The following is a 24,059-nucleotide window of genomic DNA, read 5'->3' as shown; positions in this document are numbered from 1 at the left end:
CATTATTATTCTAATTATGCACCCGCACGCTCTATCTTCTCTCTTGTGTTCGTCTTCTTCTGATTCACCAGAGCCAACTGCGGCAAACAAATGCCTCCTAAAATCAGCACGATTCCTGCCCACTGCAACATCGTAACTTCTTCCCGGAGAACGAGTACGGACATTACTACCGCTGCTGGCAGCTCAGCCGCTCCTAGAATCGTGCCTAGTCCAGAACCAATCTTCGGGACACCTATTCCGAAGAAAATGACCGGGATAATAATGCCCAGCAGCCCCATAGGTAATCCGAACTTCCACAGTCCATCTACCAAGGTACCATCCATAATGAATGCTGGCGGGAACATGAGGAATACAACTACCATAGCTCCCGTAATCATGGATAAGCTCTTCGTCAAAATAGGCACATCGGTTGCAACACGCCCACTTACGAAAATATATACAGCAAACGATATTGCGGAAATCATTCCGAACACCGCCCCTTTCCAGCTCAATCCGGACAATCCATGATCAGCGAGACCGCCCGCGAAGACAGTACCTACGAGCAGGATGATTACCGAAATGATCTTCATCGGTTCAGGGCGCGTGCGCGTAACAACCGCTTCCAGCAATACACCAATCCACGTAAATTGGAATAGAAATACAACGGCTATGGAGGCTGGCAATTCTCCTACGGCAAGGCCGTACGTAATCGAAGTGCAGCTCACAGACAATCCGCAAGCGAGCAGAACCGCGGCTTGCTTCCAGCGCAGCTTATGTCGTGAGAAGAGTAGTGTCATAACCACAAGCATCAGCCATCCAAAGAAATATTGTCCGCCTACAATCTCTGGAACGGTAAAGCCTTCTCCGATCCCGAGCTTCATTATGGAAGACAGAGTTCCATAGCTGCAAGCCCCAAGGAATACAAGCAAAGCATACTGAAGTAATTTCATATTGATGTCAAGCTCCTCTCGCTTATACACGCAAAAAAGCCCCCTGCGTTCTATAGCAGGGGGCGAACGAAACCAAGCGCTGTGGCAATACAAAGCTGTGCGTTCTGCTACCGAACGCGGCCACTCACACGCCTTTGCAAAATTTCGCCTCTCTATTCACACCTTCAGACACTGTGAATAGAGTTTGGTGCATGCCGTTCTATTTATGCCCTTCCATTGTAGTAAGCTTCCTTCACGCTGTCAATGAATAGATTCATTCGGGCAGCAGCAGAATCCAAGTAGTTCCTCCAACGACCGGCGCAACTTGTGTTACAATATAAGCATCATACGCTGTCAATAAAGATAGGAGCGGCACCATGTTAGCAATTATTTATGATTTGGAAATGACCGTAAAGCGCAAAAAAGGGGCGTTTGCCGAAATCATTGAAATTGGGGCGGTGAAAGTGACGGAGAACGAGGGAACATTCGCCGTTGCTGACACGTTTCAAGCGTTCGTCAAACCGACTCTTTCCCCCAAGTTAACAGATGATACTGTTAATTTTACCGGTATTACACAAGAGGATATTACACATGCCTCCACCCTGCAGGATGTCCTTGATCAATTCATCGCGTGGATTGATACGGATGACTATGCACTATGTTCCTGGGGGCCGGATGATAAATCCCAATTCCTAAAGGAATGCCGCCAGAAGAAGATTCCACTGTACTGGCTTCGCAATCATAACAATTTGCAAAAGCAAGTATCTACTGCCCTGAAACGTGAGCATAATCAGCAGATTGGACTTAAGGCAGCGCTGGAAGCACTGGACGTCCCGTTCGTCGGGAATCAGCACCGGGCACTGGATGATGCCTACAACACAGCACTCGTATATATACAGATGCAGGAGCACATTCAGTTGACTCGCAATGAGGTTCAAGAACATCCGAGCTATGAGAGCAATGTTGTATATCGAGATGATACAAGCAATGAGGATCGAGACAATCCATTCGCAGCGCTTGCCAATTGGAATATGGACGAAGACAAATAGAACACGGTTTGTCCCGAGATGGGGCAAACCGTGTTCTATTTACTTTCACATTCTATATCAGGGTTGCAACGAACGAATAATTGCGGTTACGTAACTGCGAATTCATCCGGGTTCGGACCAACTCGCTTATCTTCATTAAGTGCATCGATGCTGCTCAGCTCAGTACTGCTCAACTCGAAATCAAATACATTGAAGTTCTCGCGTATGCGCGATGGTGTAATCGACTTCGGAATGACGACATGGCCATGCTGCAAGTGCCAGCGAATAACCACTTGAGCTGATGTCTTGCCGTGTGCGGCCGCGATCGCAGCGATCTCTTCATTCTGCAAAATATCCCCACCCTGCATCAGCGGGCTCCAAGCTTCCAAATAAATATCATGGCGCTGGCAATATTCACGCAGCTCGTTCTGAGCCAAGCGCGGATGGCATTCCACCTGATTCACAACCGGCTTCACGCTGCATTCCTGCGCCAAACGCTCCAAGTGAGGAATATGGAAGTTGGATACGCCAATCGAACGCACGCGTCCGTCTGCGTAGAGCTTCTCCAATGCTTTGTATGTGTCCACATACAAATCCCGGGAAGGAACTGGCCAATGAATCAAATACAAATCGAGATAGTCGGTCCCCAACTTATGTAAGCTCTCATCGAACGCCTTCAGGGTAGCATCATATCCTTGCTCGGAATTCCATACTTTCGTCGTCAAGAATATATCTTCACGCTTCACGCCTGACTCTTTAATGGCTTCGCCAACGCCTGCTTCATTCTGATAAATAGCTGCTGTATCGATTAAGCGATAGCCCGTCTCCAATGCAGTCTTCACTGCATCCTTCACCTGCTGTCCCTCTTCAACGCGCCATACCCCAAGACCTAGCTGCGGCATGCTCAAGCCATTGTTCAACGTAATTTGCATGTTCATTGCCTCCTTCATAAATGTAGCAACAATTTCAGTATAGTCGTAAACGGCAGTCTGGTGCAAACCATCTGTCCTACCTCATAACAAAGCTATTGTAAACGCGTTTCGGGCAAGCACATTTCACGATTTCCCAGAACTTAATATAACTTTGGAAATAAGTGGGCAGCTGCATTGACTTCCTATCCGGTTGCTGATAACATACTGCCATAACACCAATACCTTAGTTATCTTATAGGAAATATAATGATTAATCAACTATGAACAACGACTCATGACTTCTGTCGACCGGATCACCGGAGACGCATACCTAACTGCATGTTTAGGGGTGTCTTCGGTTTTTTTGCATTCATGTTCAAGGGAGGAACGTATATGAGCAGTCAACCAACGCAAATCGGGTTAGATACCATCCATCCGAAGTGGCTGGAGCGAATCGCAGAACAATTGAAAGGACTCAACTATGGATCACTGACCATCACGATCCATGACGGCCACATTGTACAGCTGGAGCGGACAGAACGCACCCGCTTCGAGCTGGAAGGCGCAAAAGAAAGGAGACAATCCCGATGAAAGTACAACGTCGTTTACCTGTACGTATCATCATCCTGCTTTCTGTGTTGACGCTCGCCTTGATGGCCTCCTGCGGACGCAGCGATTCAGGTTCAGGCAAGCAGGGAGAAGCAGAAGGAGCTAAGCCAAATACTGCTTCTGAAGAGACTGTGGAACTGCAGAACGTGTCCTATGACCCAACCCGTGAGCTGTACGCTGATTACAACAAGGCATTCGCCGCACACTGGAAAGAAACGGCCGGACAGAATGTCACTGTGAAGCAATCACATGGCGGCAGCGGCAAGCAAGCACGCGCTGTCATCGACGGCTTGAAGGCCGATGTCGTTACCCTCGCCCTTGCATACGATATTGATGCGATTCGCAAGGCTGGCTTGATTCAAGAGGACTGGCAGACACGCTTTGAGCATAATAGCGCCCCTTACTACTCCACGATCGTGTTTCTTGTGCGCAAGGGCAACCCCAAGGGAATCCATGATTGGAACGATCTCATCAAGCCCGGTATTCAAGTCATTACACCGAACCCCAAAACTTCCGGAGGCGCCCGCTGGAATTATCTCGCCGCTTGGGGGTACGCCCTCTCTGAGAACAAACAAGATGAAGAGAAGGCAAAGCAATTCCTCTCCGCCCTCTATGCCAATGTCCCCGTACTCGATTCAGGCGCGCGCGGAGCAACGACAACCTTCGTGGAGCGAGGAATCGGTGATGTACTCATCTCTTGGGAAAATGAAGCTTTCCTTGCCACAAACGAGCTTGGGCAGGATAAATTCGAAATTGTCGTTCCTAAGCTAAGCATATTAGCGGAACCGCCTGTCTCGGTCGTCGACAAAACGGTGGATAAGCGAGGAACCCGCAAAGTCGCCGAAGCTTACTTATCCTATCTGTATTCAGAGGAAGGACAAGAGATTGCAGCAAAGCACTATTACCGCCCAAGCTTAGAAGCCGTTGCGGCCAAGCACAAGGCACAATTCCCCGAACTTAAGCTGCTCACCATTCAGGATGACTTCGGCGGATGGGAAGCCGCGCATCAGAAGCACTTCGCTGATGGAGCATTATTTGATCAAATTTATAAAAAGTAGAAGGGAGCACGGGATATCATGACCACACAATCCGCTCATCTTGGCCGTTCTCCCATCAAGCCGAGGAAGGCATCGTATTCGGTGCTTCCCGGCTTCCGCTTCACACTAGGCTATACGCTGATTTATATGTCTCTCCTCGTACTCATTCCACTGTCAGCCATCGTCTTGAAATCATCCGAATTAACCTGGGGCGAGTTTTGGAGCACGGTGCTGGATGACCGTGTCATCGCAGCGTATCGGATCAGCTTTATCGTCTCCTGTGCCGCGGGACTCCTCAATGTCTGTTTTGGACTGATTGTCGCTTGGGTGCTTGTCCGTTATTCATTTCCAGGAAAGCGATGGATAGACGGCTTGATTGATCTGCCATTCGCACTCCCTACTGCTGTCGCAGGCATTGCTCTGACCTCCATCTATGCAGAGAACGGCTGGATTGGACAGCTGTTGTATCCGCTTGGCATACAGAGCGCCTATTCACAGGTTGGCATCATGATCGCGCTGACCTTTATTGGCTTCCCCTTCGTGGTGCGAACCGTTCAGCCAATCTTAGAGCAATGGAGCACGGAAGTTGAGGAAGCAGCGGCAACCTTGGGTGCCAAGCGTTGGGCGGTATTCTCCAGAATCATCTTTCCCGAACTCATACCGCCGCTACTGACAGGCTTTGCGCTTGCCTTTGCACGCGGAATTGGCGAATATGGTTCCGTTGTATTTATTTCCGGCAACATGCCTTATAAGACTGAGATTGCACCGTTGCTTATTATGACGAAGCTGGAGCAATATGAATATGCCGCAGCCACGGCTATTGCACTTGTATTGCTTGTTATATCTTTTGTCCTGCTGTTTATCATCAATTTCATTCAATGGAGAATGGGCAGACGCGTTATGCCCCATTAGAGCGAATGAAGGATGAAACTGCACTCTGATTCACCCCATCAACAATACTTGAAAACGCGAAAACAAGGAGATTACCCGTATGACCGATACCTCATTGCTTACGGAACAACCTAAATTCCCCCCTCATACTAGGCGCAAGTCAATGGGAGGCGGACTTCCGCCATCAGCGCCGCAATCTCGCGCATGTACAACGGAATCCCCCTATGTCCGATACCTGCTCATTGCCGTTGCTCTTGGCTTTATTGCGCTCGTCATTCTGCTCCCACTTGCGGCCGTGTTCGTGCAAGCATTCAAGCGCGGAGCTGATGTCTATCTGGCAGCACTTGTTGACCCAGATGCCTTAGCAGCGATCCGGCTCACGTTTGTCACTGCATCAATCGCCGTGCCTTTAAATGCAATTTTCGGCATTGCAGCAGCTTGGTGTATCACCAAATTTTCATTTCGCGGCAAGCAATGGCTCATTACTATGATGGATCTACCCTTCTCAATTTCGCCTGTCATTGCAGGCTTTTTATTTATTTTAATTTTTGGCTCAAATGGATGGTTTGGAGAATGGCTGGACAATCAAAATATTCGAATCGTCTTTGCCCTTCCAGGTATTGTATTAGCCACGTTATTTGTCACCTTCCCCTTCGTTGCCAGGGAGCTCATTCCGCTCATGCAGACGCAAGGAATACAGGAGGAGGAGGCAGCGGCCACCTTAGGAGCAAGCGGGTGGCGAATGTTCTGGCGTGTGACGCTGCCCAATATCAAGTGGGGACTGTTATACGGCATAGTCATTTGTAATGCGAGGGCAATGGGGGAATTCGGGGCGGTATCCGTCGTATCGGGGCATATACGAGGCGAGACGAATACAATGCCGCTCCATATTGAGATTTTATACAATGAATATCAATTCTCGGCAGCATTCGCTGTGTCTTCACTGCTCGTATGTGTAGCATTGTTAACCATTGCAGCCAAGCACTGGCTGACGCGCAAGGAGGATTGAGCTGAATAGGTTTCGCTTGTCATCGCGTCCAAAATATCTATTGCGATCCGTTTCGCAGCATACGGACGCGCCAGACTCACCATGCTTCGCTTCATGGATTCAAGCAGGGCCGGCTGATTGTACGCCTCGCAGAGTCTCATCGCCAGCTCAACGTCCTGCCGCACGACAACAGCTGCACCATGCCTTGCGAAATACCGAGCATTTTCCCGCTCTTGACCAGGCTGCGGGCGCGCGATAAATAGAGGCACCTGCATAGCGAGCGCTTCCGTTAGGGTTACACCTCCCGCCTTCGTAACCATTGCATTAGCGCATAACATCAGTTCATGAATAGAGGACACATAGCCGAAGACATGTACATTGCTCAACGAACGGAATTTCTCCGTGAGTTCTGTCTCCCAGCGTTCATTTCTGCCGCATACAATAACAACCTGGTGATTCGGGATTCGTTCTAATAGGCGAAGAAATCGATTGGATATTGCCTGTGCACCAAGCCCACCCGACATTACTAACGTAGTTCGAAGCCCCGAATGTAATCCATATTTATGGAATAGTGCTTCCACTTGCTCTTCATTCTGCATGGAGGACTGCATCGTGTACTGCTGAGAGTACAAGTCAAATTGATCACGAATTGGAATGCCGCTTACATGCACTAGATCTGGAGCGATACCGGCTCTCATCATCTGTTCGGCTAATTCGACAGTTGCAACATAGTAGTGATCTGTGGTGGACAATATCCAGCGGTGATGGAGATCGTAATCGGTGATGACCGTAAATGTGGGAATCGCTTTGTTCATCTGCCGGACAACTGATGAGACGTCGAAGTAGGGAAATGTACTGATAATGCCATCAGGCCGATGCTCCAGCAGCAGCTGCTTCAGCTTGCGCTTGCCTAGTGTGAACCCTGTTCGCACAAGTGGATGTGTACGTTCAATTCGGCGCGTTGAATAGTAGCTCCAACCATAATAGTGAATCCCGTATTGCGACATCGTCTGACTTTGCATAAATATAAACCGAAACATCGCATCCATCATCGGATGCGCCTCAGCCATCAAATCCACAACAATAACCTGCATGCCAAGCCGCTCCATGTGTCCTTTGAGCGCCTGCGTTACCATCCAATGCCCTTCCCCGAAACGGGACGTTAAGATCATAATCTTGTAAGCAGCTTTATGCATTCTTTATTTTCCCTCCTTTCTCTCAGATTATTTTATCTTTCTCTCCCTTCCCACGGATTATAACGTTGGTTCCTCATCAGAGGTTTAACGGAAGTTGGTTGTTTTGTGAATATAAGCAAAGAGCCGCCCTACCCTCTCGGAGAGGCGGCGGCTTGCTGGCGGATAGTGCCTAATTACTGTTCTTCAGAAGATTCAGGCTGACGGTATGGATATTCATAATTAAGCGGCTCATCGAATGTCGCATAGTCGAAGTTAACCATTAACAGCATGATGCGTTGACCCGTTCTCGGATCGCTGATAATGATATGATCACGACCAGCAGCCTCAATTTTACCGCGGAATATCTTCGCATTCCATTCCGAGTTGTTCTCATATGTCATATAGAACGTACCGATCTTGCCAAGATTCAAGCGCAAAATGTTCTCGATAAAGGATTGTTCTTGCGGGAGCCCCGTCAGAACCGTGCCGGAAGGCGTAATCACATTACCGCTGGCGACCGAAGGAGGCATTGTAGCTGCCTGCTGCGTTGCAACCGGCTGCTGTATAGCTAATGGCTGTTGCATTGACATAGGCTGCTGCATTGGCATTGGCTGATTGGCGAAAGGCTGTACAGCTTGTTGCATTGGCATGCTCTGCATCGACATGTTCTGCATTGGCATGCTCTGCATCGACATGTTCTGCATCGGCATGCTCTGCATCGGCATGCTCTGCATCGGCAAGCTCTGCATTGGCATGCTCTGCATTGGCATGCTCTGCATCGATTGCTGCGCCGGATATGGCGTCGGAGTTGGACTGATTGGGGCTTTTGATCCGCAACAAGATCCGCCTTTTGACGTGCTCATTGGAGAAATCGAACTATTACCGGATTGGTTCGGAGTTGGATAACCATAACTCATGTAATTCATGCTACACTCTCTCCTTTACAGTCTCATCTGGACTGATTTTTTAATGAAGCCTCGTTACCCCGAGTACACTGCTGGACAGTCGTCCCCAGTTGGGGAAAAGAAATAATGCGCTCGATACCGACCAGAATTTTGTTGATTGAACCACGTATCTGGGCACTCTCCCGCCGGCCTAAAGGACCACTGTGCATAGGAAGCAGGCCAGGTGCGCTCGCCATTGATTGCGCGTTGAGCTAGACGAATATCAGCGTCACGAGCCCATCGATAGAAGTAGCCCTTCAGTGCCTGTTACCTCCCTCCCCCTTTCATTCGTTACCATCATATGTGCGAGTGCCTAATTGGTGACAAACGAAAATAAGCCGGCTCCAATAGGAACCGGCTCATGGTCAGGTGCGAACACTTTTGTTTAATTGGTATTGGGATTGCTTATTTTACAGCTGCAAGCAAGTTTTTAGCGCTTTGCTCAGCACGTTGCTTCGCAGAAGCAAGGATTTCTTCTGCACGATCAGGTGTTGCAGCCATGCCTTCTACTACGACATTCTCGTAATCGGTAATGCCGATAAAGCCCATGATCGTTTGCAAGTAAGAGTCAGTGAAGCGAAGACCTGTTGTTGGTCCTTCGGAGTAAACGCCACCGCGCGCTTCGATATGAACAACTTTCTTGCCTCCGAGCAAGCCTTTTGGACCTTCAGCTGTGTATTTGAATGTACGGCCAGCGATAACCACGTTATCGATATAAGCCTTAAGAAGAGTTGGGAAGCTTAGGTTCCACATTGGTGTAATGAATACCACTACATCTGCTGCAATAAATTGCTCCAAAATTTCGTTCATGCGGCCAAGTGTGCTTGTTTGCTCTGCAGACAACGCTTCACCAGCGGCAGCTTTGCCCCAAGCATCCAGTACTGTGCCATCGATCAATGGAATGTTCTCTTCATACAGATTCACACGCTCGATTTGTACATCCGCATCAGCTTGAAGCGCAGTCAAGTAGTGCTCACCAAGACGAAGGCTGAAGGACATTTCAGTTGGTTTAGGATTCGAATTAATAACAAGTACTTTTTTCATCATGTTCACCTCATAAATAAATTTTGTATAACGTTATTGCCTTACATTCAGTTCTGACAAGATAGCTCATAGCCTGCGGCAAATTATTGATGTTGACTCAAAATTGTCCGCTTATTTAATGTCATTGACTTACTTTATGTAAGTATAATAAATGTTATAACTTACTTTTGTCAAGTAAATGAGTTAAATTTATTTTTCAACTTATATTTTGTATACATATCAAAGACAGCCTATCGTTCTGTTCTTTCTAGTCCAGCAACCTAAGTGACAGAAGCAGTTGCTTCATCACTCCCACTCATCCGAGAAGCTCTCGCTCGAAGGAGAGCAAATGCATAGATGAACAGCAGCAATACCGCAGACAAAGCGGATACGAGGTACGTATTGCTATAAGTTGTGATTGATGCTACTGCACCAAGCAACAACGAACCGAGAGCCACGCCCAAGTCAATTGAATTGTAGAACATGCCTGTTGCCGCAGCATGCTGATCAGCAGGTACACGCTGCACAGCCCATGCTTGGAATGCAGGCTGCAGACTGCCATATCCAAGCCCGTACATAGCAGCGGCAAGACACAGCATCCCTGTCGATGCACTGTAGGCCAGAACCACCAGCGAAGCTGCCAACATTATTCCACCTGCAGGGACAACCGCGAGATGTCCCTTGCTGTCATACAGCTTGCCAGCGAATGTACGGACAACCAATATGGATATCGCATTACATAAGAAGAATAGGCTCACATTCGCGATCCCTCTCTCCTGACCGAACATGGTAATGAAGGACAGGATACCTCCGTACGTGATGGTGACAAGAAAATTAAGCGTACACGGCAGCAATGCCCGCCGATCAATCCATGAGCCTTGCGGGCGGATAGTTGCTTGACTCGCAGGAGCTTTGGCACTGCGCAATAGTGGCAGCATTGGAAAAATAATAATGATAAGGACAAACGTCGTTCCAATTAAGTACTCATATCCGTAGCTTTGCAGCAGCCACAAACCAATAATCGGAGCGATTGCCATGGATAAGCTATTGGATAAGCCGTAATAACCCATTCCTTCCCCCATGCGTCGAGGAGGAATAATTCGCGTTGCCAATGTCCCTAGGGCTGTGCTCGTAATGCCAAATCCCGCCCCATAAATCATGCGCACAAGCATGAACAAGGCCAAGGATGGTACAAATGCATAAGCGCCCGTCGACAAGGCATAAATGAGCAAACCAGCAATCAAAATGCTCATCGCTCGGAACCGATCAAAAAATCTCCCCGCAAAAAGTCGGGTCACAATAGCCGACAAAGCGAACAAACTGACCACAAAGCTCACGGTCATGTTGTCTGCTTGATAAGCATCCTTCACATACGCTGGCAGCGCAGGCGTTATCATCAACAGATTCAATGATACGAGAAAGTTCGAGCCAGCTAGCACCACAAATGGCTTTGTCCACAATGGCTGCTTCTCTTCAAGATTCGCATTGTTATTTCTATATTCCGCATTCATATCTTTCATTTCTTTCATTTCTTTCATTTCTTTCATTTCTTCGTACCGCTTCCCTGACTCGCCGCTGCCAACCGTTCCTTCTCAGCTGCAGCAGAATTATCTTGAATCCGCTGCAGTTGTTGCAGCAGATGCTGCTCCTCGTCGCTTGAGAATCCCGCCATAACTTGAGCGATATATTCCTGCTCAATGGGAATCAACTGATCCACAATAGAGCGCCCGGCAGCAGTTACCGCCAACCGATATGCGCGCCGATCCTGTTCGCAGGTTCTTCGCTCTACCCACCCCTTGCGCAGCAAGTGCTGCACAATCCGTGTCAAGGTTGGCTGATCTTTCCCGCATCGCTCAGCCAATCCCTTTTGATTAATGCCTTCCTCTTCAACAAGACGGAACAGCACTCCCCACTGCTCAATCGTCATATCATAAGGCCGGAATCTCGCCCCTAACTCCGCAGCTACCTTACGGTGTGTCTGACCGAGCATGTAACCTACCCTTCGTTCCAAATGCAGCACCATTTTGTGTAATACCTCCTAATATTTCATCTGCACAAATCGGAAATAGTTGTTGTAACAACTATTAACTTGTCATAACAACTATTATAACAATAAGCACTCTAATGTAAATAGTTATATATTAGTTGGCAGATCAGATCAAAAAAGACGGTTCTGTAATCCGAACCGTCTTTGTTCTTATATTATGAGGTGTAGGACTGGTCTGACACGCTTTGTACAATGCTTGACGACCCCATACCACCTGTTGATGCATAGCCTTCGGCCTGTTGAGTGAAAGCTGTAATGCTATTCACTTGGCCTGTTGGCTGGAAGCTGTTCGGCACTACATTTTGATGCGCTCCATGCGTTTGCGCTGTAATGCTTTGCACTTGACCTGTCGGCTGGAAGCTGTTCGGCACTACATTTTGATGTGCTCCATGCGTTTGTGCCGTGATGCTTTGCACTTGGCCTGTCGGCTGGAAGCTGTTCGGTACTACATTCTGATGCGCTCCATGCGTTTGTGCCGTAATGCTTTGCACTTGGCCTGTCGGCTGGAAGCTGTTCGGTACTACATTCTGATGCGCTCCATGCGTTTGTGCTGTAATGCTTTGCACTTGACCTGTCGGCTGGAAGCTGTTCGGTACTACATTTTGATGCGCTCCATGCGTTTGCGCTGTAATGCTTTGCACTTGGCCTGTCGGCTGGAAGCTATTCGGCACTACATTTTGATGCGCTCCATGCGTTTGTGCCGTAATGCTTTGTACTTGACCTGTCGGCTGGAAGCTATTCGGCACTACATTTTGATGCGCTCCATGCGTTTGCGCTGTAATGCTTTGCACTTGGCCTGTCGGCTGGAAGCTGTTCGGCACTACATTTTGGTGCGCTCCATGCGTTTGCGCTGTAATGCTTTGCACTTGGCCTGTCGGCTGGAAGCTGTTCGGCACTACATTTTGGTGCGCTCCATGCGTTTGCGCTGTAATGCTTTGCACTTGGCCTGTTGGCTGGAAGCTGTTCGGTACTACATTTTGGTGCGCTCCATGCGTTTGCGCTGTAATGCTCTGCACTTGGCCTGTCGGCTGGAAGCTGTTCGGCACTACATTTTGATTCGCTCCATGCGTTTGCGCTGTAATGCTTTGCACTTGGCCTGTCGGCTGGAAGCTGTTCGGTACGACGTTCTGTTGTGCACCATGTGTCTGTGAAGTGATGCTGCCTACATACCCGCTCGATTGAAAGTTGTTCGGTACTACATTTTGTTCAGACTGTTGTGAAGTATAGCTATGTAGGTATCCTGACGGTTGAGGATATGCACCTCTTGTCACATCAACGTTTAACGCTCCATAGCTTCCAGAACCCAAGTTGCTGCTCATACCATAGCCAGAAGAGATTCCCGTTCCATAGCTGGCACTATTGCTTGTATAAGATACCGGATTGGACGTTCCTTCGTTCAACTGCTGCACCAAATCCCGAAATTGTTGTTGACCTGGCTGGCGCAAGTACTCATTCGACATATGCCTATTCCTCCTATGCGATCGCATCTTATCCGTATGCCGCATTTATATTCACGGCGCACGATGTTAGTATGGATGAACAAGAGGAACAATTATGCATTTTACAGAAAAATTCAAACAGCTGATGAAACAAACATCAACCTCCTACTTTAGACTGGTTCATACGCTGACGGGAACTGTGATTGGAAGCCTCTACAGGAATGAGCTGACCGGCCTTGCCAAGTCCGAATGCAGGCATGTAGTTATAGACCGCTTCATACTGGCCAGGTTCAATCTGATACGTCTCATGGTAAACGCCAACCTCCCCGGCCTTGCCGGTCTGATGGAACTTGCGCCATGTTTCCTTATGGAACCCGTTTCTGGCATACCGCTCCAAGTCATCGTAGGAACGCCAGTACTGTACCAACATCGGACCATTTCGCCCAATAAAATATTCGGCATGCAGAAAGCCATGCTCCTTGTCTTGATACAGTTCCTTCATCATACGCGGCATGGCTCGTGCGACTGGCAGCCATTTGCGTACCGCAAGCCAACGATTCACTCTCATCCCGATAATAAAGACAACGAATGAGCCTTCCATCTTGGCCGCAAAGCGCCCCATATGGATCCCCATCTCTATCCCTCCCTATTTTGCTAGCACTTCTAAATGCTCCATATAACAGGCCATAATATCATCTCCGCGCATCATAAGATGGGCCGTTAAATAGGCTCCATAAAAAATGGTAAACAACATCTCCGTTATTTGCCCGACACTATAACGTTCTGCGGCTTCTCCTTTGGCGATCGCCTCTTCAGCAATTCGCTGCATGAGTACATAAAGATTTGGATCAATTGCGCGAGCCTGCTCCTCTTTCCCAGGGAAAAGCAGATGAATCTCAGCATCCGTCAACATCGGCATAGGTGGATGCATCTTCTCTTCTGCAAGCAGTCCCACAAGACGCAGCATGATGCCCGGCCGAGCATGGTCATCCTCAACAATGCAGGCGAATAAATGCTTGGCAGCATCCCAGCCCCGCAGCCCCAGTTCGTCGATTTCTAGCCAGCGCTTCGTCAACCACACGCACATGTAATAGACAAGCACATCTTCCTTTTTCGGGAAGCACTTAAAAAAGGTCACCTTCGACACTTCCACTTGCGCACATAGATCTTCCACTTTCATCTCACGAAAGGATTGCTTCACACTCATGTCCAAGCAAGCTTCATAAAGTGCTATTTTTGTCTTTGCCTTCTTCCGCTCTCTCAGCGGGATATTCAACATCCCCATTTTTATTTCCAATCCTTTCTTGCTGGCAATACATTAAATATACTTGAGTAATTAAATTAACTCAAGTAAACCTTTGTTGCCGAGTGTAAATTCCCCTCCGTTTGGACTCTGTGCCTTTTTTATGTACAATGAAGTGGAAAGTAACTATAGAAAAGGAGATAGATACGTGTTTGAATGGAAAAATATTATTCGCGGGATTCTGATTGGTGCAAGTGACCTGATTCCCGGAGTAAGTGGGGGTACAATTGCTGTTGTACTCGGATTCTATGAGAAACTGATCGCTTCAATCAGCGGGTTCTTCAGTCGGGAGTGGAAGAAGCATCTAGGCTTCCTCATTCCGTTAGGCATCGGTGTCGGTTCAGCGATTTTGCTGCTTAGTAAAGTAATGAAGTGGCTATTGGCCGAGCATCCGCAGCCAACCTTTTTCTTTTTCCTTGGACTTATTGTTGGTATATTGCCATTTTTGTGGAGAGAAGCAGATGGATCGCGCAACTTCAAGCCTATCCACTATATTCTGCTGCTGATTGGAGCCGCAGCCGTAGCGTGCACAGCGTTTTTCAAACCAGACGATCATAACTCGATTATTGAGCTTACAGCATCCTCAGGGGTATTTTTATTTTTCGCTGGATGGCTGGGAAGCATGGCAATGATTCTGCCTGGCGTAAGCGGTTCATTCGTATTACTCCTGCTCGGCGCTTATCCGACGGCAATTCACGCCTTGTCAACACTGAACTTGCCGCTCATTGCCATTATTGGCGCCGGGGTAATCGTCGGATTCATTGTTAGCACAAAGTTCATCCGCTTCTTGCTTGCCAAGTTCCCATCAATCATGTATGCCATTATTATCGGCATGGTCGTTGGCTCCCTGGCCGTTGTTTATCCAGGACTGAACGGCTCAATCGGTACACTTGCCATTAGCATCCTAATGATGATTCTCGGATTTGCTGCCGCCTATGGATTAGGGAAGCAGCAGCCGCAATGATAAAGCTTCGACTACAACATGATTGCTTATACGACAGCAAGGCACCTCATCTTATTATCAGAAGATAAGGTGCCTTGCTGTATGAATGCACGATATGATGTTCAAATGTTGTAGGTAAGGTGCCAAAATTATACGTGCTGTGCCTCTAACGGGCATCTGACAGCTGGTGATATTGATTATGCAGCGGACGCAGCTCAAGCCAGCGTTGGAAGGATAGACCTTCCTGCTGCTCCTCATAGAGCGGATGCTCCGCCTCGCCAAGATGCGCCTCTGGCAGCTTCGATGAGCCCTGGAATGTCAATTGCACAGGCAATGTCAATGTATCCGGGTAGCCTGGAATTGCAGATGATAGGCGTCCCTTCACGTGGCGCACCTTGCTGGATGCCGAATGTCGCACATGTTCAGGATTAATTTGAACCCATACATCCCAACTCACTTGCCCTCTGCCATTGCGGAACGGAACTGTCAATCTGCTGTGTATATAGTAATATTCATCGTCCATGATGCATTCATCCGGCGTCAATTGACACCGTTCTTCCCGTTCCCACGGCTCAATCTCCGTTACATAGAATGGTGCTGTACAATCCGTGTACACACTCGCCACAGGAGCATCGCTCGGCTTCCTTAATCGTGTGCGATGCCTCCGGCGTTTTCCTAGCAATTCTGCTCTACTTTCTCTCTCTTCCATATCTCTCCACTCCCTCTACTTATTTTTTACGCAAAAATAGGGAAAATGAAAGAGGGGAATTGTGAACATTTCTCAACAAAATTCTACAAAGTACAACAAAAATGTTGTCTGTTCGTGTCGAATGATAAAAAAATGCGCCTTTATTCGATATTTCTCCTCTCTGTTTCAGCGGTAAATCAGATAGAAGTTGCAGATAGAACCTACGTGAAAGTCATTCGCATCCTAATGACAGCTCGTGGTCATGAATCTTCCCATAAAAAAACCTGCATGCGGCAGCTGCAGGTGGAAATGTAAAATATGATCCGTCGTTCCATCTTTATAGATTAACGATTAAGCAAGCTCCCTACATAGCGAAGCAATTCATTGGCGCAAACTGGGCAATACCCATGTTCCTCCATCAGTCTAGCTGAGACCTCATTAATGCGTTTCAACTGCGTTTCATCTGGCGTTTTCGTGGACGTCGTAATCTTGACGATATCCTTCAAGTCAGAGAACAGCTTCTTCTCTACCGCCTCACGCAATCGGTCATGGCTGTTGTAATCGAATTTGCGTCCCTTGCGAGAATACGAAGACAGCCGAATGAGGATCTCTTCCCGGAACGCCTTCTTCGCATTTTCCGACACGCCGATTTGTTCCTCAATTGAGCGCATAAGCCGCTCATCTGGATCCAGCTCCTCATCCGTAAGCGGGTCGCGTATCTTCTTCCAATTGCAGAATGCCTCAATATTGTCTAGATAATTCTCGAACAAGGTCTTCGCAGATTCTTCGAACGAATAGACAAATGCCTTCTGCACTTCCTTCTTCGCAAGGCTGTCATACTCTTTGCGAGCAATCGAGATATAGTTGAGATATCGTTCCCGTTCCTCCTTCGTAATCGAAGCATGCTGATCCAAGCCGTCCTTCAAGGCACGCAGTACATCTAATGCGTTAATGCATTGAAGATTCTGCTTTATAAGCGCACTTGATATCCGGTTAATAACATATCGAGGATCTACGCCTGACATCCCTTCCTCAGAAAATTCACTTTGCATTTCCTTCAGATCATTGTCCTTATAGCCTTCCACCTCTTCACCGTCGTACATCCGCATCTTCTTCACTAAATCCATGCCCTGCTTCTTGCTCTCCTTCAATCGGGTCAAGATGGAGAATATAGCAGCTGCCTTGAGCGCATGCGGTGCAATATGAACATGACCCATATCGCTCTGACTGATCAGCTTCGAATAGATACGCTCTTCCTGCGACACCTTCAAGTTATACGGGATCGGCATGACAATCATACGGGATTGAAGCGCCTCATTCTTCTTGTTCGCGATGAAGCCTTTGTACTCCGCCTCATTGGTGTGAGCGATGATGAGCTCATCGGCCGAGATCAGCGCAAATCGTCCAGCCTTGAAATTCCCCTCCTGTGTGAGCGACAGCAGATTCCACAGGAACTTCTCATCGCACTTCAGCATCTCCTGGAATTCCATCAAGCCGCGGTTCGCCTTGTTCAGTTCCCCATCGAACCGATACGCGCGCGGATCAGACTCCGAACCAAACTCCGTTATCGTAGAGAAGTCAATGCTTCCCGTTAAGTCCGCAATATCCTGCGACTTCGGGTCCGATGGACTGAATGTCCCGATCCCAATTCGATTTTCCTCCGATACAAGCACTCGTTCCACCAACACCTGCTCGATGTCGTTGTCATATTCCGTCTTCAATCGCAGTTGGCATGACGGGCAGAGATTTCCCTCAATGCGAACACCCAGCTCGCGCTCAACCTCAGGCCGAAGTTCATTCGGTATCAGGTGCAGCGGTTCTTCATGCATAGGACAGCCCTTGATTGCATATATAGCTCCCCGCTCGGTTCGGGAGAACTGCTCCATGCCCCGCTTCAGCATCGTGACCAGGGTTGATTTCCCTCCGCTCACAGGCCCCATCAATAGCAATATCCGCTTCCGCACATCAAGCCGCTTCGCAGCAGAGTGGAAATATTCTTCCACCAGCTTCTCAATGGCACGGTCAAGACCGAATATTTCCTTATCGAAAAACTTATATCTGGTCTGCCCGTTAACCTCTTCCACACCATACGACGCAATCATCTCATACACGCGCGCATGTGCCGTCATCGCCGGAGCGGGGTCACGACGCAGCAACTCGACATATTGTTTAAATGTTCCGGTCCAGGCCAATTGTTCACTTTCGGCACGATGTTCTGAAATCCGTTTGAATATGTCCATCCCTTTAAACCTCCATTGCTCCCGATTTGCAACACAGCCCTCCATCGCCGCTTTGCGTCTGTCTCACTTTAGAGAAAAAATTAGTGTACTACATAACTATGCGGAACAAGCCTGTGAATATCACGAAATTTTCTGCATATACAAGCCCAACCTTTGGTTCGATCATGAGCATGGTATAATGGGACGAAGAGTTATAGGAAAGAGGCCCGGAGAAATCATCACAAGATTTGTCCCCCTTTTTCATCGGGAAAGGAGTAACCGTTCGTATGGGCAAATCAACATCCCCTTCTACTCGAGCCAAAAAAACGAAACAATCTGCACGCTCACAGAGTGCATCGCCTGTCCGCTCGGATTCAATCGCAGCAGAGCGGGAGCAACAACAGGAGACGAAGGAGACGAGAGAGAAGCAAGTGGACTCGTCTAGAGTCATTCTTAAAGAATCAGAGCTGTACGCCCCAATTAAGACGTACTTTGAAGCGATTGGATATCATGTTCGGGGTGAGGTTCGCCATTGTGATATGGTTGCTATCCGCCCAGATGCGCCGGAAGCAGAGCCGATTATTATCGAATTGAAGTCTTCCTTCAACGTAACGCTGCTGCTTCAGGCGCTTGATCGGTTAAAGCTGTCGTCGACCGTATACGTTGCTGTAGCCAAAAAAAAAGCAACCCGCAGCAGCCATCCGGTATCCGGACTTCGACAATTATGCGAACGGCTCGGATTAGGATTTCTGCTCGTCACCTTCTATAAACGAAAGGCGCCATTTGTAGAGGCAATCTGTCATCCTCCTGGATGGGTAGAGCAAGCAGATCAAGCCGTATATAAGCCGAAGCCAGTCAGACCGTCCAAGACTAGAGCTGCAAGGCTTGTCCGTGAATTCCATGCGCGCAGCGGCGACTATAACGTAGGCGGCACGACGAAGCAGCCGCTCGTTACAGCCTATCGTGAGAAAGCGCTTCGAGTGGCTAATGTTCTGGAGGAGGGCCCGCTTCGAGCTGCAGTTGTTCGCAGCAGAGCTGGAGTTGGTGATGCGGCCAGCATTTTGCAGAAAAATTACTACGGGTGGTTCGAGCGCCAGAGCCGGGGGATTTATGCACTGACCTCCGAAGGGAAAGCGGCTATTGCACAGTATGCGAATATTCTTGCGCAGCTGCCAGGATTATCGCCTTAGTCCATTTTCGGATTTATTACCCAGATCGTTAGCCTTCTATCTGAGACCTGTCCAATGCAATCCACTTCTAACCCCATCCAGTTTCAAAAAAAAAAGCAAGCAGCCCAGACAGGACTGCTTGCTTCTCATGATCTCTACATTTACGAACGTTTTGCGTACGATTGCTTACACACCAGAGTAACGGCCCAAGAATTCGGAGGCTGCCTCTGTCAGGCGCTCCATTCCGGTACGGATGACACTCGGCTGCGCAAACGAATAGTTAAGACGCATTGTGTTGCGATTTGGTTCACCTGCATAGAAGGACATGCCCGGAACGAATGCTACACCCTTCTCTACAGCAACCTTGAGCAATGCTTGGGCATCCAAGCCTTCAGGAAGCTCTACCCAGAAGAACATGCCGCCTTGAGGCGTATTCCACTTCGCGTCCTTCCACATCTCCTGCTGCAATTCGGAGGCCATCGTCTCCATTCGTTCTTTGTACACGGATGACAGCTTGCGAATATGTCCATCCAGATCAAATACTTCTGGCAAGAGCATCTCACTAAGGATCAACTGATCCAGAACACTGGAATGGAGATCCGCAGATTGCTTCGCGCGAGCCATCATGCGAATAACCTGCTTATCCGCAACGATCCAGCCTGTGCGCAGTCCCGGAGCAACTGTCTTACTGAACGTGCTCGTATAGGCTACAATTCGCTCCTCTGTTTTCCCTTCCAAGGAAGCGATATTCGGTACCTTGTTATCTGTAAACTTCAAATCTCCGTATGGATCATCCTCAAATATAAGAACTTCATGCTCGCGGCATAGATCCAGCAACGCTTGTCTGCGCTCCAGGCTCCATACTCGCCCTGTCGGATTGCTGAACGTTGGTACTACATACACAAATTTCGGATTATGTTCTTTCAGCTTAGCGGCCAAATCTTCCGGAACCATACCGTTGCTGTCGCTCTCCACCGGAATGATGCGGGCGCTGTAGGAACCAAGCACTTGCAGGCAAGCAAGATAAGTTGGATTCTCCACGAGGACAACATCACCTGGATCCAGCAATGCTCTTGCGTACAAGTCAATCGCTTGCTGAGAGCCTGATGTAACTAGAATCTCATCTGCTTCCGATTCAATGCCGCGATTGGTTTGCATACGAGCAGCCAGTCTCTCACGCAGCACAACGGCACCTTCTGTCAATCCGTATTGCAAGGCTTGCGGGCCTTGACGGAATACACGCTCAGAAGCTTCACGAATCGCATCAATTGGGAACAGTTCGTCTGCCGGTAATCCTCCAGCGAAAGAGATTATCGACTTGCCCTGTGTTAATTTCAAAATATCGCGCACTACCGAGCTCTCTACAGAGCGAACGCGAGCAGAAAAATTATATTGCATAACGGTATCATCCCTTCCTATTTCCAAAAATGATACACCCAACGCTTTATTAATGCAATGGTGAGTATGATTTGCAGTCATCACAATCTTGTCACATGTAAGCGCATCCGGCATCATAAATACATGATATAGAAATTGTGCGCAAAGTTTAAAGCCCCTTCATTGTTGGGTGCAATACTACTACTATTTTATGTCTTATCGAAGGTAACTACTATACCCAATACATATTAATAATCGATCAAGGTACAACTAGCTCTCGTTATCGTCCAAAAAAGGAGCACCCTGTCACCGAAGCTGGTGATGAGACGCTCCTTTTTCATATCAATCATTATGAAATTAACCTTAACTACCCGCTATGCGCGTGGCTCTCCTCCGCGAATCAGTCCATTCATCATGCGGAATGGAATCGAAATAATAATGCAGACGCCTTCTCCTGGTGAAGCATCCCACGTCATACTGCCATTCAACAGAAGAACACGGGCACGGAGGAGCTTCAGTCCCTTCACCTTCGCACGTTCATTGAACACAGCTGCTGCTTCAAAACCAACTCCATCATCTTCATATAGAATGACAATTTGCCCTTCATCCTTACGTACTTGAAGGTCAATATTTTTGGCATAAGCATGCTGGGCAGAATTATGCAGAAGCTCCTGCACCATACGGAATACATGCAGCTTCATAGCCGGATACAGTGCATCAATCCCAGCTTCCTGATCCACTTGGAAATGAACGCGCTCACTCCACTCTCCGCATTCCCCTTCAATATATTGCCGAACCGCATTAGCGAAGCCCGCCGTGTGCATAAGCTGCGGATCAAGCCCCAGACAGGTATGCCGCAGTTCCATATTCACGTCTGTCAACTGCTTCTCTACTTGAGCTAGCTGCTCCCGAACAGCGGTCGCTTCCGTGTTAGCGTGAATGGCATCAAGCTGCATGCCAACATCATGCAAGCGCCGCATAACCGTATGCTGCAGCATGTTGGACAGTTTTCCTTTGTCCTTCTCCATAGAGCCGAACATTTTCTCAATCACCCACGGCCCTGTTGTTAAGGATTGCAAGGTTACAGGCTTCCGTTCGGTTTCCCGTTTCAGCTGCTCTACTTGCGTATTCAGCAAATGAATCATCATCACTTTCTTCATGCCGATATTCATATAGCGGATTAACTGACGTATCCATTCTTGTTCCTCCATGTTCAGCTCAGTTCCATCTTCACGATGTGCGACTACCAAATACGCAATGTACACATCATGCCGTTCAACCTCGAACCAATAAGCCGACTCGGAATAGAATTGACCCGAACGAACTCGCCGCTCCACATCTGTTGCATCGAGTCCACCATCAATATAGAGCTCGATATCATTATGCGGGTTTTTGATCACAAGTGCTGCCCCCCGAACCTTCAAGGTCTTAATGAGGGAGTAGAGGATCGCCTTGCTCCATTCCTGCATCGTATCTAGTGCAGTTAATTGAGCCGTAATCAGCTGCAGCGACTCCTTCAGCCGCTGATTGCTCGGATAAATTGCTGTTGAAAGCTTCCGATTGAAGTATGGGAAGCTGTACAGCAGAACGGACAATAAGATAACGATAAAGCCAAAGCTGAATATATGCTGCACGATCGTATGAGATTCAACGAAGATGATCGCATTCAATCCAACAAGGAGCGCCCCCGGAACCATGGCGATAAGAACAAGCGACACGACCCGCTTAATGACAATTTCAAAGTCAGACAATTTATGGAAGCGATTCAAATACACAAAGCTTAATGGCAGCAGCAATGTGAACCACCCCGTCAATAGCGGCGGTACAAGCGGATCCTGACGGAATATCATTGGAACATAGGTCAATAACAGGATTGGTGTAAATGCAATCCCCATCCATATCCACACATAACGAATGACAGATGCGATATGAGGGGAGCTTAACCGATTGCGATAATAAGTGGATGCGATCCAATAGAAATTGTAGGCCACCCCGCTCACAAAGAGCCAATCGGCTACGATATTGTCAATTTGGTACACATCGTACACATAATCGGTCATTAGAAGCGTTGTTTTTAACACAAAGTATAAGCCAACGATTCCATAGAACACGTGAATGCCGCGCCGTGAATATGCGATACCCGCTTTCTCATAGAAAAATTGTGCGATGAAATGCAGCAGAACGATCGGTATTAAGGCTACGGCGCACCAAATAATAATCTGACCAAGTATATCTCCCCGGAATGTAGCTCCCATGCTCATATAGATAATGACCATTATAAGCAGCAAGCATGACAGCATTCTCATGGACAAGCTGGAACGTTCCTTCCACCATATGTATCCTGCAAGTACAATGAAGATAAACTCACTCGCAAACGGCAGCACTCCAGAAAACGGATGACGAGGTTCGTACGCTATATCGATAAGCCTGCTATGTCCAGAGTGATCAATAACGATATATTCCGCTTGTTCAATCGTGTGCCATCGTCGGACGGTTGGATGTTCATTTGGCGGGTTGCCGTTAATGCTAATGATCCGGTCACCAACCTGCAGGTGGTGTCTTGTCGCGAATGCCTCTTTTGAGAATTCGGCGATTGTCCATACCCCTTGCTCTACCTGCACACGAATCCCTAAATAAGGATACCGAACCGTTACAAATACGAACCAACACTGCAATACGAGTAATACTAATAACCCTATTTTTGTAATCGTTTTCAAATTTTTCGATTTTATTCCTTTTTTCTCCATCTCTCTTCTTTACCCCTGACAGAAGAATCATTTATCGACAAATTTCATCACAAACCTTTCTTTATTCTAACGAACGCTTCCTGTAACTTCAATGCAAGATTTGTATGAATTTTGCATCTCTTCCCCCAATAATGATAGAATTCATGCTAGAATGGGTAATGTTTTTACGTTACCATTCGACTTCTTTCGAGGTGATTCAATTGCAACCAACAGCACAGACGGAACGCGACACGGCACGTCGCTCCCGAACGAAGACGAGCGGAGCTAGCGCCAAATGGTTTCTCCTCTTCTGGGTCATTATGATCGGTATTGGAGTAACGGCTACCTACTTCTACAGCACCCATATGAAGAAAACAATGCTTCAGGAAATTCAAGTGCAAACCGAGGCCCAACTGCAGCAAGTCAAATTAGACTACGAAAAGCAGCTCGGCGAGTTAAATAAGAAGATGGATGCCATGCAAAGCAAAGTTCAATCGTTCAATGAACTACTTACGTTTACAAAGGATAATACTTCGAACAAAACAGACAACAGCAACAAGCTGTATACACAATTGAACGAAGTGAAGAAGCAGCTTGCGGAGCTGCAGAAGAAGATGGATTTGTTGAAATAACA

23 protein-coding genes and 1 pseudogene are annotated in these 24,059 nt (G+C 47.9%); 8 read left to right on the top strand and 16 right to left on the bottom strand.

The features are described 5' to 3' along the window. Positions 1 to 14 precede the first annotated feature (14 nt). Positions 15 to 929 carry an EamA family transporter gene (locus RQP50_RS03990; RefSeq protein ID WP_268623996.1) on the bottom strand — a complete coding sequence of 305 codons (915 nt, stop codon included), beginning with the start codon at positions 927 to 929 and terminating at the stop codon, positions 15 to 17. A gap of 356 nt (positions 930 to 1,285) precedes the next feature. Here RQP50_RS03990 and RQP50_RS03985 point away from each other — a divergent pair, with 356 nt between their 5' ends. Then, positions 1,286 to 1,957, top strand: coding sequence for a 3'-5' exonuclease (locus tag RQP50_RS03985; protein ID WP_072731535.1), 672 nt, complete (start codon positions 1,286 to 1,288; stop codon positions 1,955 to 1,957). Positions 1,958 to 2,043: 86 nt separating this feature from the next. Here RQP50_RS03985 and RQP50_RS03980 read toward each other — a convergent pair whose 3' ends face one another. After that, the gene (locus tag RQP50_RS03980) at positions 2,044 to 2,868 is read right to left on the bottom strand and encodes an aldo/keto reductase (RefSeq protein ID WP_065293744.1); all 825 of its coding nucleotides are present in this window, start codon (positions 2,866 to 2,868) and stop codon (positions 2,044 to 2,046) included. A gap of 372 nt (positions 2,869 to 3,240) precedes the next feature. On the opposite strand from RQP50_RS03980, the gene RQP50_RS03975 reads away from it, so the two are divergent. The 4 genes from RQP50_RS03975 (at position 3,241) to cysW (ending at position 6,393) form a co-directional block, all read left to right on the top strand. Then, positions 3,241 to 3,438 carry a YezD family protein gene (locus RQP50_RS03975; RefSeq protein WP_021254199.1) on the top strand — a complete coding sequence of 66 codons (198 nt, stop codon included), beginning with the start codon at positions 3,241 to 3,243 and terminating at the stop codon, positions 3,436 to 3,438. Continuing rightward, positions 3,435 to 4,514, top strand: coding sequence for a sulfate ABC transporter substrate-binding protein (locus RQP50_RS03970; RefSeq protein ID WP_315743411.1), 1,080 nt, complete (start codon positions 3,435 to 3,437; stop codon positions 4,512 to 4,514). The genes RQP50_RS03975 and RQP50_RS03970 overlap by 4 nt, the downstream gene beginning before the upstream one ends. An 18-nt stretch (positions 4,515 to 4,532) precedes the next feature. Further along, entirely contained in the window at positions 4,533 to 5,405 is an 873-nt protein-coding gene (cysT, locus tag RQP50_RS03965; RefSeq protein ID WP_072731539.1) for a sulfate ABC transporter permease subunit CysT, read from the top strand. 142 nt (positions 5,406 to 5,547) lie between these two features. After that, positions 5,548 to 6,393 carry a sulfate ABC transporter permease subunit CysW gene (cysW, locus tag RQP50_RS03960; protein WP_072731562.1) on the top strand — a complete coding sequence of 282 codons (846 nt, stop codon included), beginning with the start codon at positions 5,548 to 5,550 and terminating at the stop codon, positions 6,391 to 6,393. On the opposite strand, the gene RQP50_RS03955 is transcribed toward cysW, so the two are convergent. From RQP50_RS03955 to RQP50_RS03910, 10 genes and pseudogenes are all read right to left on the bottom strand, one after another. Further along, on the bottom strand, positions 6,297 to 7,568 hold the full coding sequence (locus tag RQP50_RS03955) for an MGDG synthase family glycosyltransferase (protein WP_072731541.1): 1,272 nt from the start codon (positions 7,566 to 7,568) through the stop codon (positions 6,297 to 6,299). The genes cysW and RQP50_RS03955 overlap by 97 nt on opposite strands. Before the next feature lie 173 nt (positions 7,569 to 7,741). Further along, positions 7,742 to 8,131: a spore coat protein GerQ gene (gene gerQ / locus RQP50_RS03950; RefSeq protein WP_227775103.1), complete on the bottom strand. Its 390-nt coding sequence runs from the start codon at positions 8,129 to 8,131 to the stop codon at positions 7,742 to 7,744. Further along, positions 8,052 to 8,384 carry a hypothetical protein gene (locus RQP50_RS03945; RefSeq protein WP_315743407.1) on the bottom strand — a complete coding sequence of 111 codons (333 nt, stop codon included), beginning with the start codon at positions 8,382 to 8,384 and terminating at the stop codon, positions 8,052 to 8,054. The genes gerQ and RQP50_RS03945 overlap by 80 nt, the downstream gene beginning before the upstream one ends. A 143-nt stretch (positions 8,385 to 8,527) precedes the next feature. Next, a pseudogene (locus tag RQP50_RS03940) lies at positions 8,528 to 8,749 on the bottom strand (cell wall hydrolase); the annotation flags it as partial. 147 nt (positions 8,750 to 8,896) lie between these two features. Then, complete coding sequence (locus tag RQP50_RS03935; protein WP_021254206.1) at positions 8,897 to 9,535, bottom strand: FMN-dependent NADH-azoreductase; 639 nt, start codon at positions 9,533 to 9,535, stop codon at positions 8,897 to 8,899. 260 nt (positions 9,536 to 9,795) lie between these two features. Next, positions 9,796 to 11,061, bottom strand: a complete 1,266-nt coding sequence (locus tag RQP50_RS03930; RefSeq protein ID WP_315743405.1) for an MFS transporter — start codon at positions 11,059 to 11,061, stop codon at positions 9,796 to 9,798. Continuing rightward, positions 11,058 to 11,537, bottom strand: coding sequence for a MarR family winged helix-turn-helix transcriptional regulator (locus tag RQP50_RS03925; RefSeq protein WP_072731542.1), 480 nt, complete (start codon positions 11,535 to 11,537; stop codon positions 11,058 to 11,060). The genes RQP50_RS03930 and RQP50_RS03925 overlap by 4 nt, the downstream gene beginning before the upstream one ends. 179 nt (positions 11,538 to 11,716) lie before the next feature. Beyond that, positions 11,717 to 13,021 (bottom strand): hypothetical protein, encoded by a 1,305-nt coding sequence (locus RQP50_RS03920; RefSeq protein WP_315743403.1) that lies wholly within the window; start codon positions 13,019 to 13,021, stop codon positions 11,717 to 11,719. A 136-nt stretch (positions 13,022 to 13,157) separates the two neighbouring features. Continuing rightward, the gene (locus tag RQP50_RS03915; protein WP_174811188.1) at positions 13,158 to 13,634 is read right to left on the bottom strand and encodes a DUF4188 domain-containing protein; all 477 of its coding nucleotides are present in this window, start codon (positions 13,632 to 13,634) and stop codon (positions 13,158 to 13,160) included. A gap of 12 nt (positions 13,635 to 13,646) precedes the next feature. Next, positions 13,647 to 14,285: a TetR/AcrR family transcriptional regulator gene (locus RQP50_RS03910; protein WP_083545324.1), complete on the bottom strand. Its 639-nt coding sequence runs from the start codon at positions 14,283 to 14,285 to the stop codon at positions 13,647 to 13,649. A 121-nt stretch (positions 14,286 to 14,406) separates the two neighbouring features. Between RQP50_RS03910 and RQP50_RS03905 the strand changes: the two genes are divergently transcribed. After that, complete coding sequence (locus tag RQP50_RS03905) at positions 14,407 to 15,267, top strand: DUF368 domain-containing protein (RefSeq protein ID WP_315743399.1); 861 nt, start codon at positions 14,407 to 14,409, stop codon at positions 15,265 to 15,267. Positions 15,268 to 15,412: 145 nt separating this feature from the next. On the opposite strand, the gene RQP50_RS03900 is transcribed toward RQP50_RS03905, so the two are convergent. Continuing rightward, the gene (locus RQP50_RS03900) at positions 15,413 to 15,955 is read right to left on the bottom strand and encodes a DUF2199 domain-containing protein (protein ID WP_028531910.1); all 543 of its coding nucleotides are present in this window, start codon (positions 15,953 to 15,955) and stop codon (positions 15,413 to 15,415) included. A 323-nt stretch (positions 15,956 to 16,278) separates the two neighbouring features. Then, the gene (locus RQP50_RS03895) at positions 16,279 to 18,174 is read right to left on the bottom strand and encodes a PrkA family serine protein kinase (protein WP_065293384.1); all 1,896 of its coding nucleotides are present in this window, start codon (positions 18,172 to 18,174) and stop codon (positions 16,279 to 16,281) included. Between the two features lie 266 nt (positions 18,175 to 18,440). Here RQP50_RS03895 and RQP50_RS03890 point away from each other — a divergent pair, with 266 nt between their 5' ends. Continuing rightward, complete coding sequence (locus tag RQP50_RS03890) at positions 18,441 to 19,343, top strand: DUF2161 family putative PD-(D/E)XK-type phosphodiesterase (RefSeq protein WP_083545325.1); 903 nt, start codon at positions 18,441 to 18,443, stop codon at positions 19,341 to 19,343. A gap of 165 nt (positions 19,344 to 19,508) precedes the next feature. On the opposite strand, the gene RQP50_RS03885 is transcribed toward RQP50_RS03890, so the two are convergent. Together RQP50_RS03885 and RQP50_RS03880 are read right to left on the bottom strand one after the other, a co-directional pair. Next, entirely contained in the window at positions 19,509 to 20,720 is a 1,212-nt protein-coding gene (locus RQP50_RS03885; RefSeq protein ID WP_072731303.1) for an aminotransferase-like domain-containing protein, read from the bottom strand. A 353-nt stretch (positions 20,721 to 21,073) separates the two neighbouring features. Next, complete coding sequence (locus tag RQP50_RS03880; RefSeq protein ID WP_072731305.1) at positions 21,074 to 23,446, bottom strand: sensor histidine kinase; 2,373 nt, start codon at positions 23,444 to 23,446, stop codon at positions 21,074 to 21,076. Between the two features lie 200 nt (positions 23,447 to 23,646). On the opposite strand from RQP50_RS03880, the gene RQP50_RS03875 reads away from it, so the two are divergent. After that, positions 23,647 to 24,057 (top strand): hypothetical protein, encoded by a 411-nt coding sequence (locus RQP50_RS03875; RefSeq protein ID WP_021252577.1) that lies wholly within the window; start codon positions 23,647 to 23,649, stop codon positions 24,055 to 24,057. The last annotated feature ends 2 nt before the right edge of the window (positions 24,058 to 24,059 follow it).

Source organism: Paenibacillus suaedae, assembly GCF_032337355.1.
Lineage (GTDB): Bacteria > Bacillota > Bacilli > Paenibacillales > Paenibacillaceae > Paenibacillus_B > Paenibacillus_B suaedae.
Note: the sequence above shows the minus strand (reverse complement) of the source record. Positions and strands in the feature narration are given on the sequence as shown.

Coding starts and splice junctions, on each gene's coding strand:
- RQP50_RS03925 (WP_072731542.1), bottom strand. CDS start 11,537: ATGGTGCTGCATTTGGAACGAAGGGTAGGTTACATGCTCGGTCAGACA.
- RQP50_RS03955 (WP_072731541.1), bottom strand. CDS start 7,568: ATGCATAAAGCTGCTTACAAGATTATGATCTTAACGTCCCGTTTCGGG.
- RQP50_RS03915 (WP_174811188.1), bottom strand. CDS start 13,634: ATGGGGATCCATATGGGGCGCTTTGCGGCCAAGATGGAAGGCTCATTC.
- RQP50_RS03905 (WP_315743399.1), top strand. CDS start 14,407: ATGTACAATGAAGTGGAAAGTAACTATAGAAAAGGAGATAGATACGTG.
- cysW (WP_072731562.1), top strand. CDS start 5,548: ATGGGAGGCGGACTTCCGCCATCAGCGCCGCAATCTCGCGCATGTACA.
- RQP50_RS03880 (WP_072731305.1), bottom strand. CDS start 23,446: ATGGAGAAAAAAGGAATAAAATCGAAAAATTTGAAAACGATTACAAAA.
- RQP50_RS03930 (WP_315743405.1), bottom strand. CDS start 11,061: ATGAAAGAAATGAAAGAAATGAAAGAAATGAAAGATATGAATGCGGAA.
- RQP50_RS03910 (WP_083545324.1), bottom strand. CDS start 14,285: ATGGGGATGTTGAATATCCCGCTGAGAGAGCGGAAGAAGGCAAAGACA.
- RQP50_RS03900 (WP_028531910.1), bottom strand. CDS start 15,955: ATGGAAGAGAGAGAAAGTAGAGCAGAATTGCTAGGAAAACGCCGGAGG.
- RQP50_RS03895 (WP_065293384.1), bottom strand. CDS start 18,174: ATGGACATATTCAAACGGATTTCAGAACATCGTGCCGAAAGTGAACAA.
- RQP50_RS03975 (WP_021254199.1), top strand. CDS start 3,241: ATGAGCAGTCAACCAACGCAAATCGGGTTAGATACCATCCATCCGAAG.
- RQP50_RS03890 (WP_083545325.1), top strand. CDS start 18,441: ATGGGCAAATCAACATCCCCTTCTACTCGAGCCAAAAAAACGAAACAA.
- gerQ (WP_227775103.1), bottom strand. CDS start 8,131: ATGCAACAGCCATTAGCTATACAGCAGCCGGTTGCAACGCAGCAGGCA.
- RQP50_RS03920 (WP_315743403.1), bottom strand. CDS start 13,021: ATGTCGAATGAGTACTTGCGCCAGCCAGGTCAACAACAATTTCGGGAT.
- RQP50_RS03990 (WP_268623996.1), bottom strand. CDS start 929: ATGAAATTACTTCAGTATGCTTTGCTTGTATTCCTTGGGGCTTGCAGC.
- RQP50_RS03935 (WP_021254206.1), bottom strand. CDS start 9,535: ATGAAAAAAGTACTTGTTATTAATTCGAATCCTAAACCAACTGAAATG.
- cysT (WP_072731539.1), top strand. CDS start 4,533: ATGACCACACAATCCGCTCATCTTGGCCGTTCTCCCATCAAGCCGAGG.
- RQP50_RS03970 (WP_315743411.1), top strand. CDS start 3,435: ATGAAAGTACAACGTCGTTTACCTGTACGTATCATCATCCTGCTTTCT.
- RQP50_RS03985 (WP_072731535.1), top strand. CDS start 1,286: ATGTTAGCAATTATTTATGATTTGGAAATGACCGTAAAGCGCAAAAAA.
- RQP50_RS03980 (WP_065293744.1), bottom strand. CDS start 2,868: ATGCAAATTACGTTGAACAATGGCTTGAGCATGCCGCAGCTAGGTCTT.
- RQP50_RS03885 (WP_072731303.1), bottom strand. CDS start 20,720: ATGCAATATAATTTTTCTGCTCGCGTTCGCTCTGTAGAGAGCTCGGTA.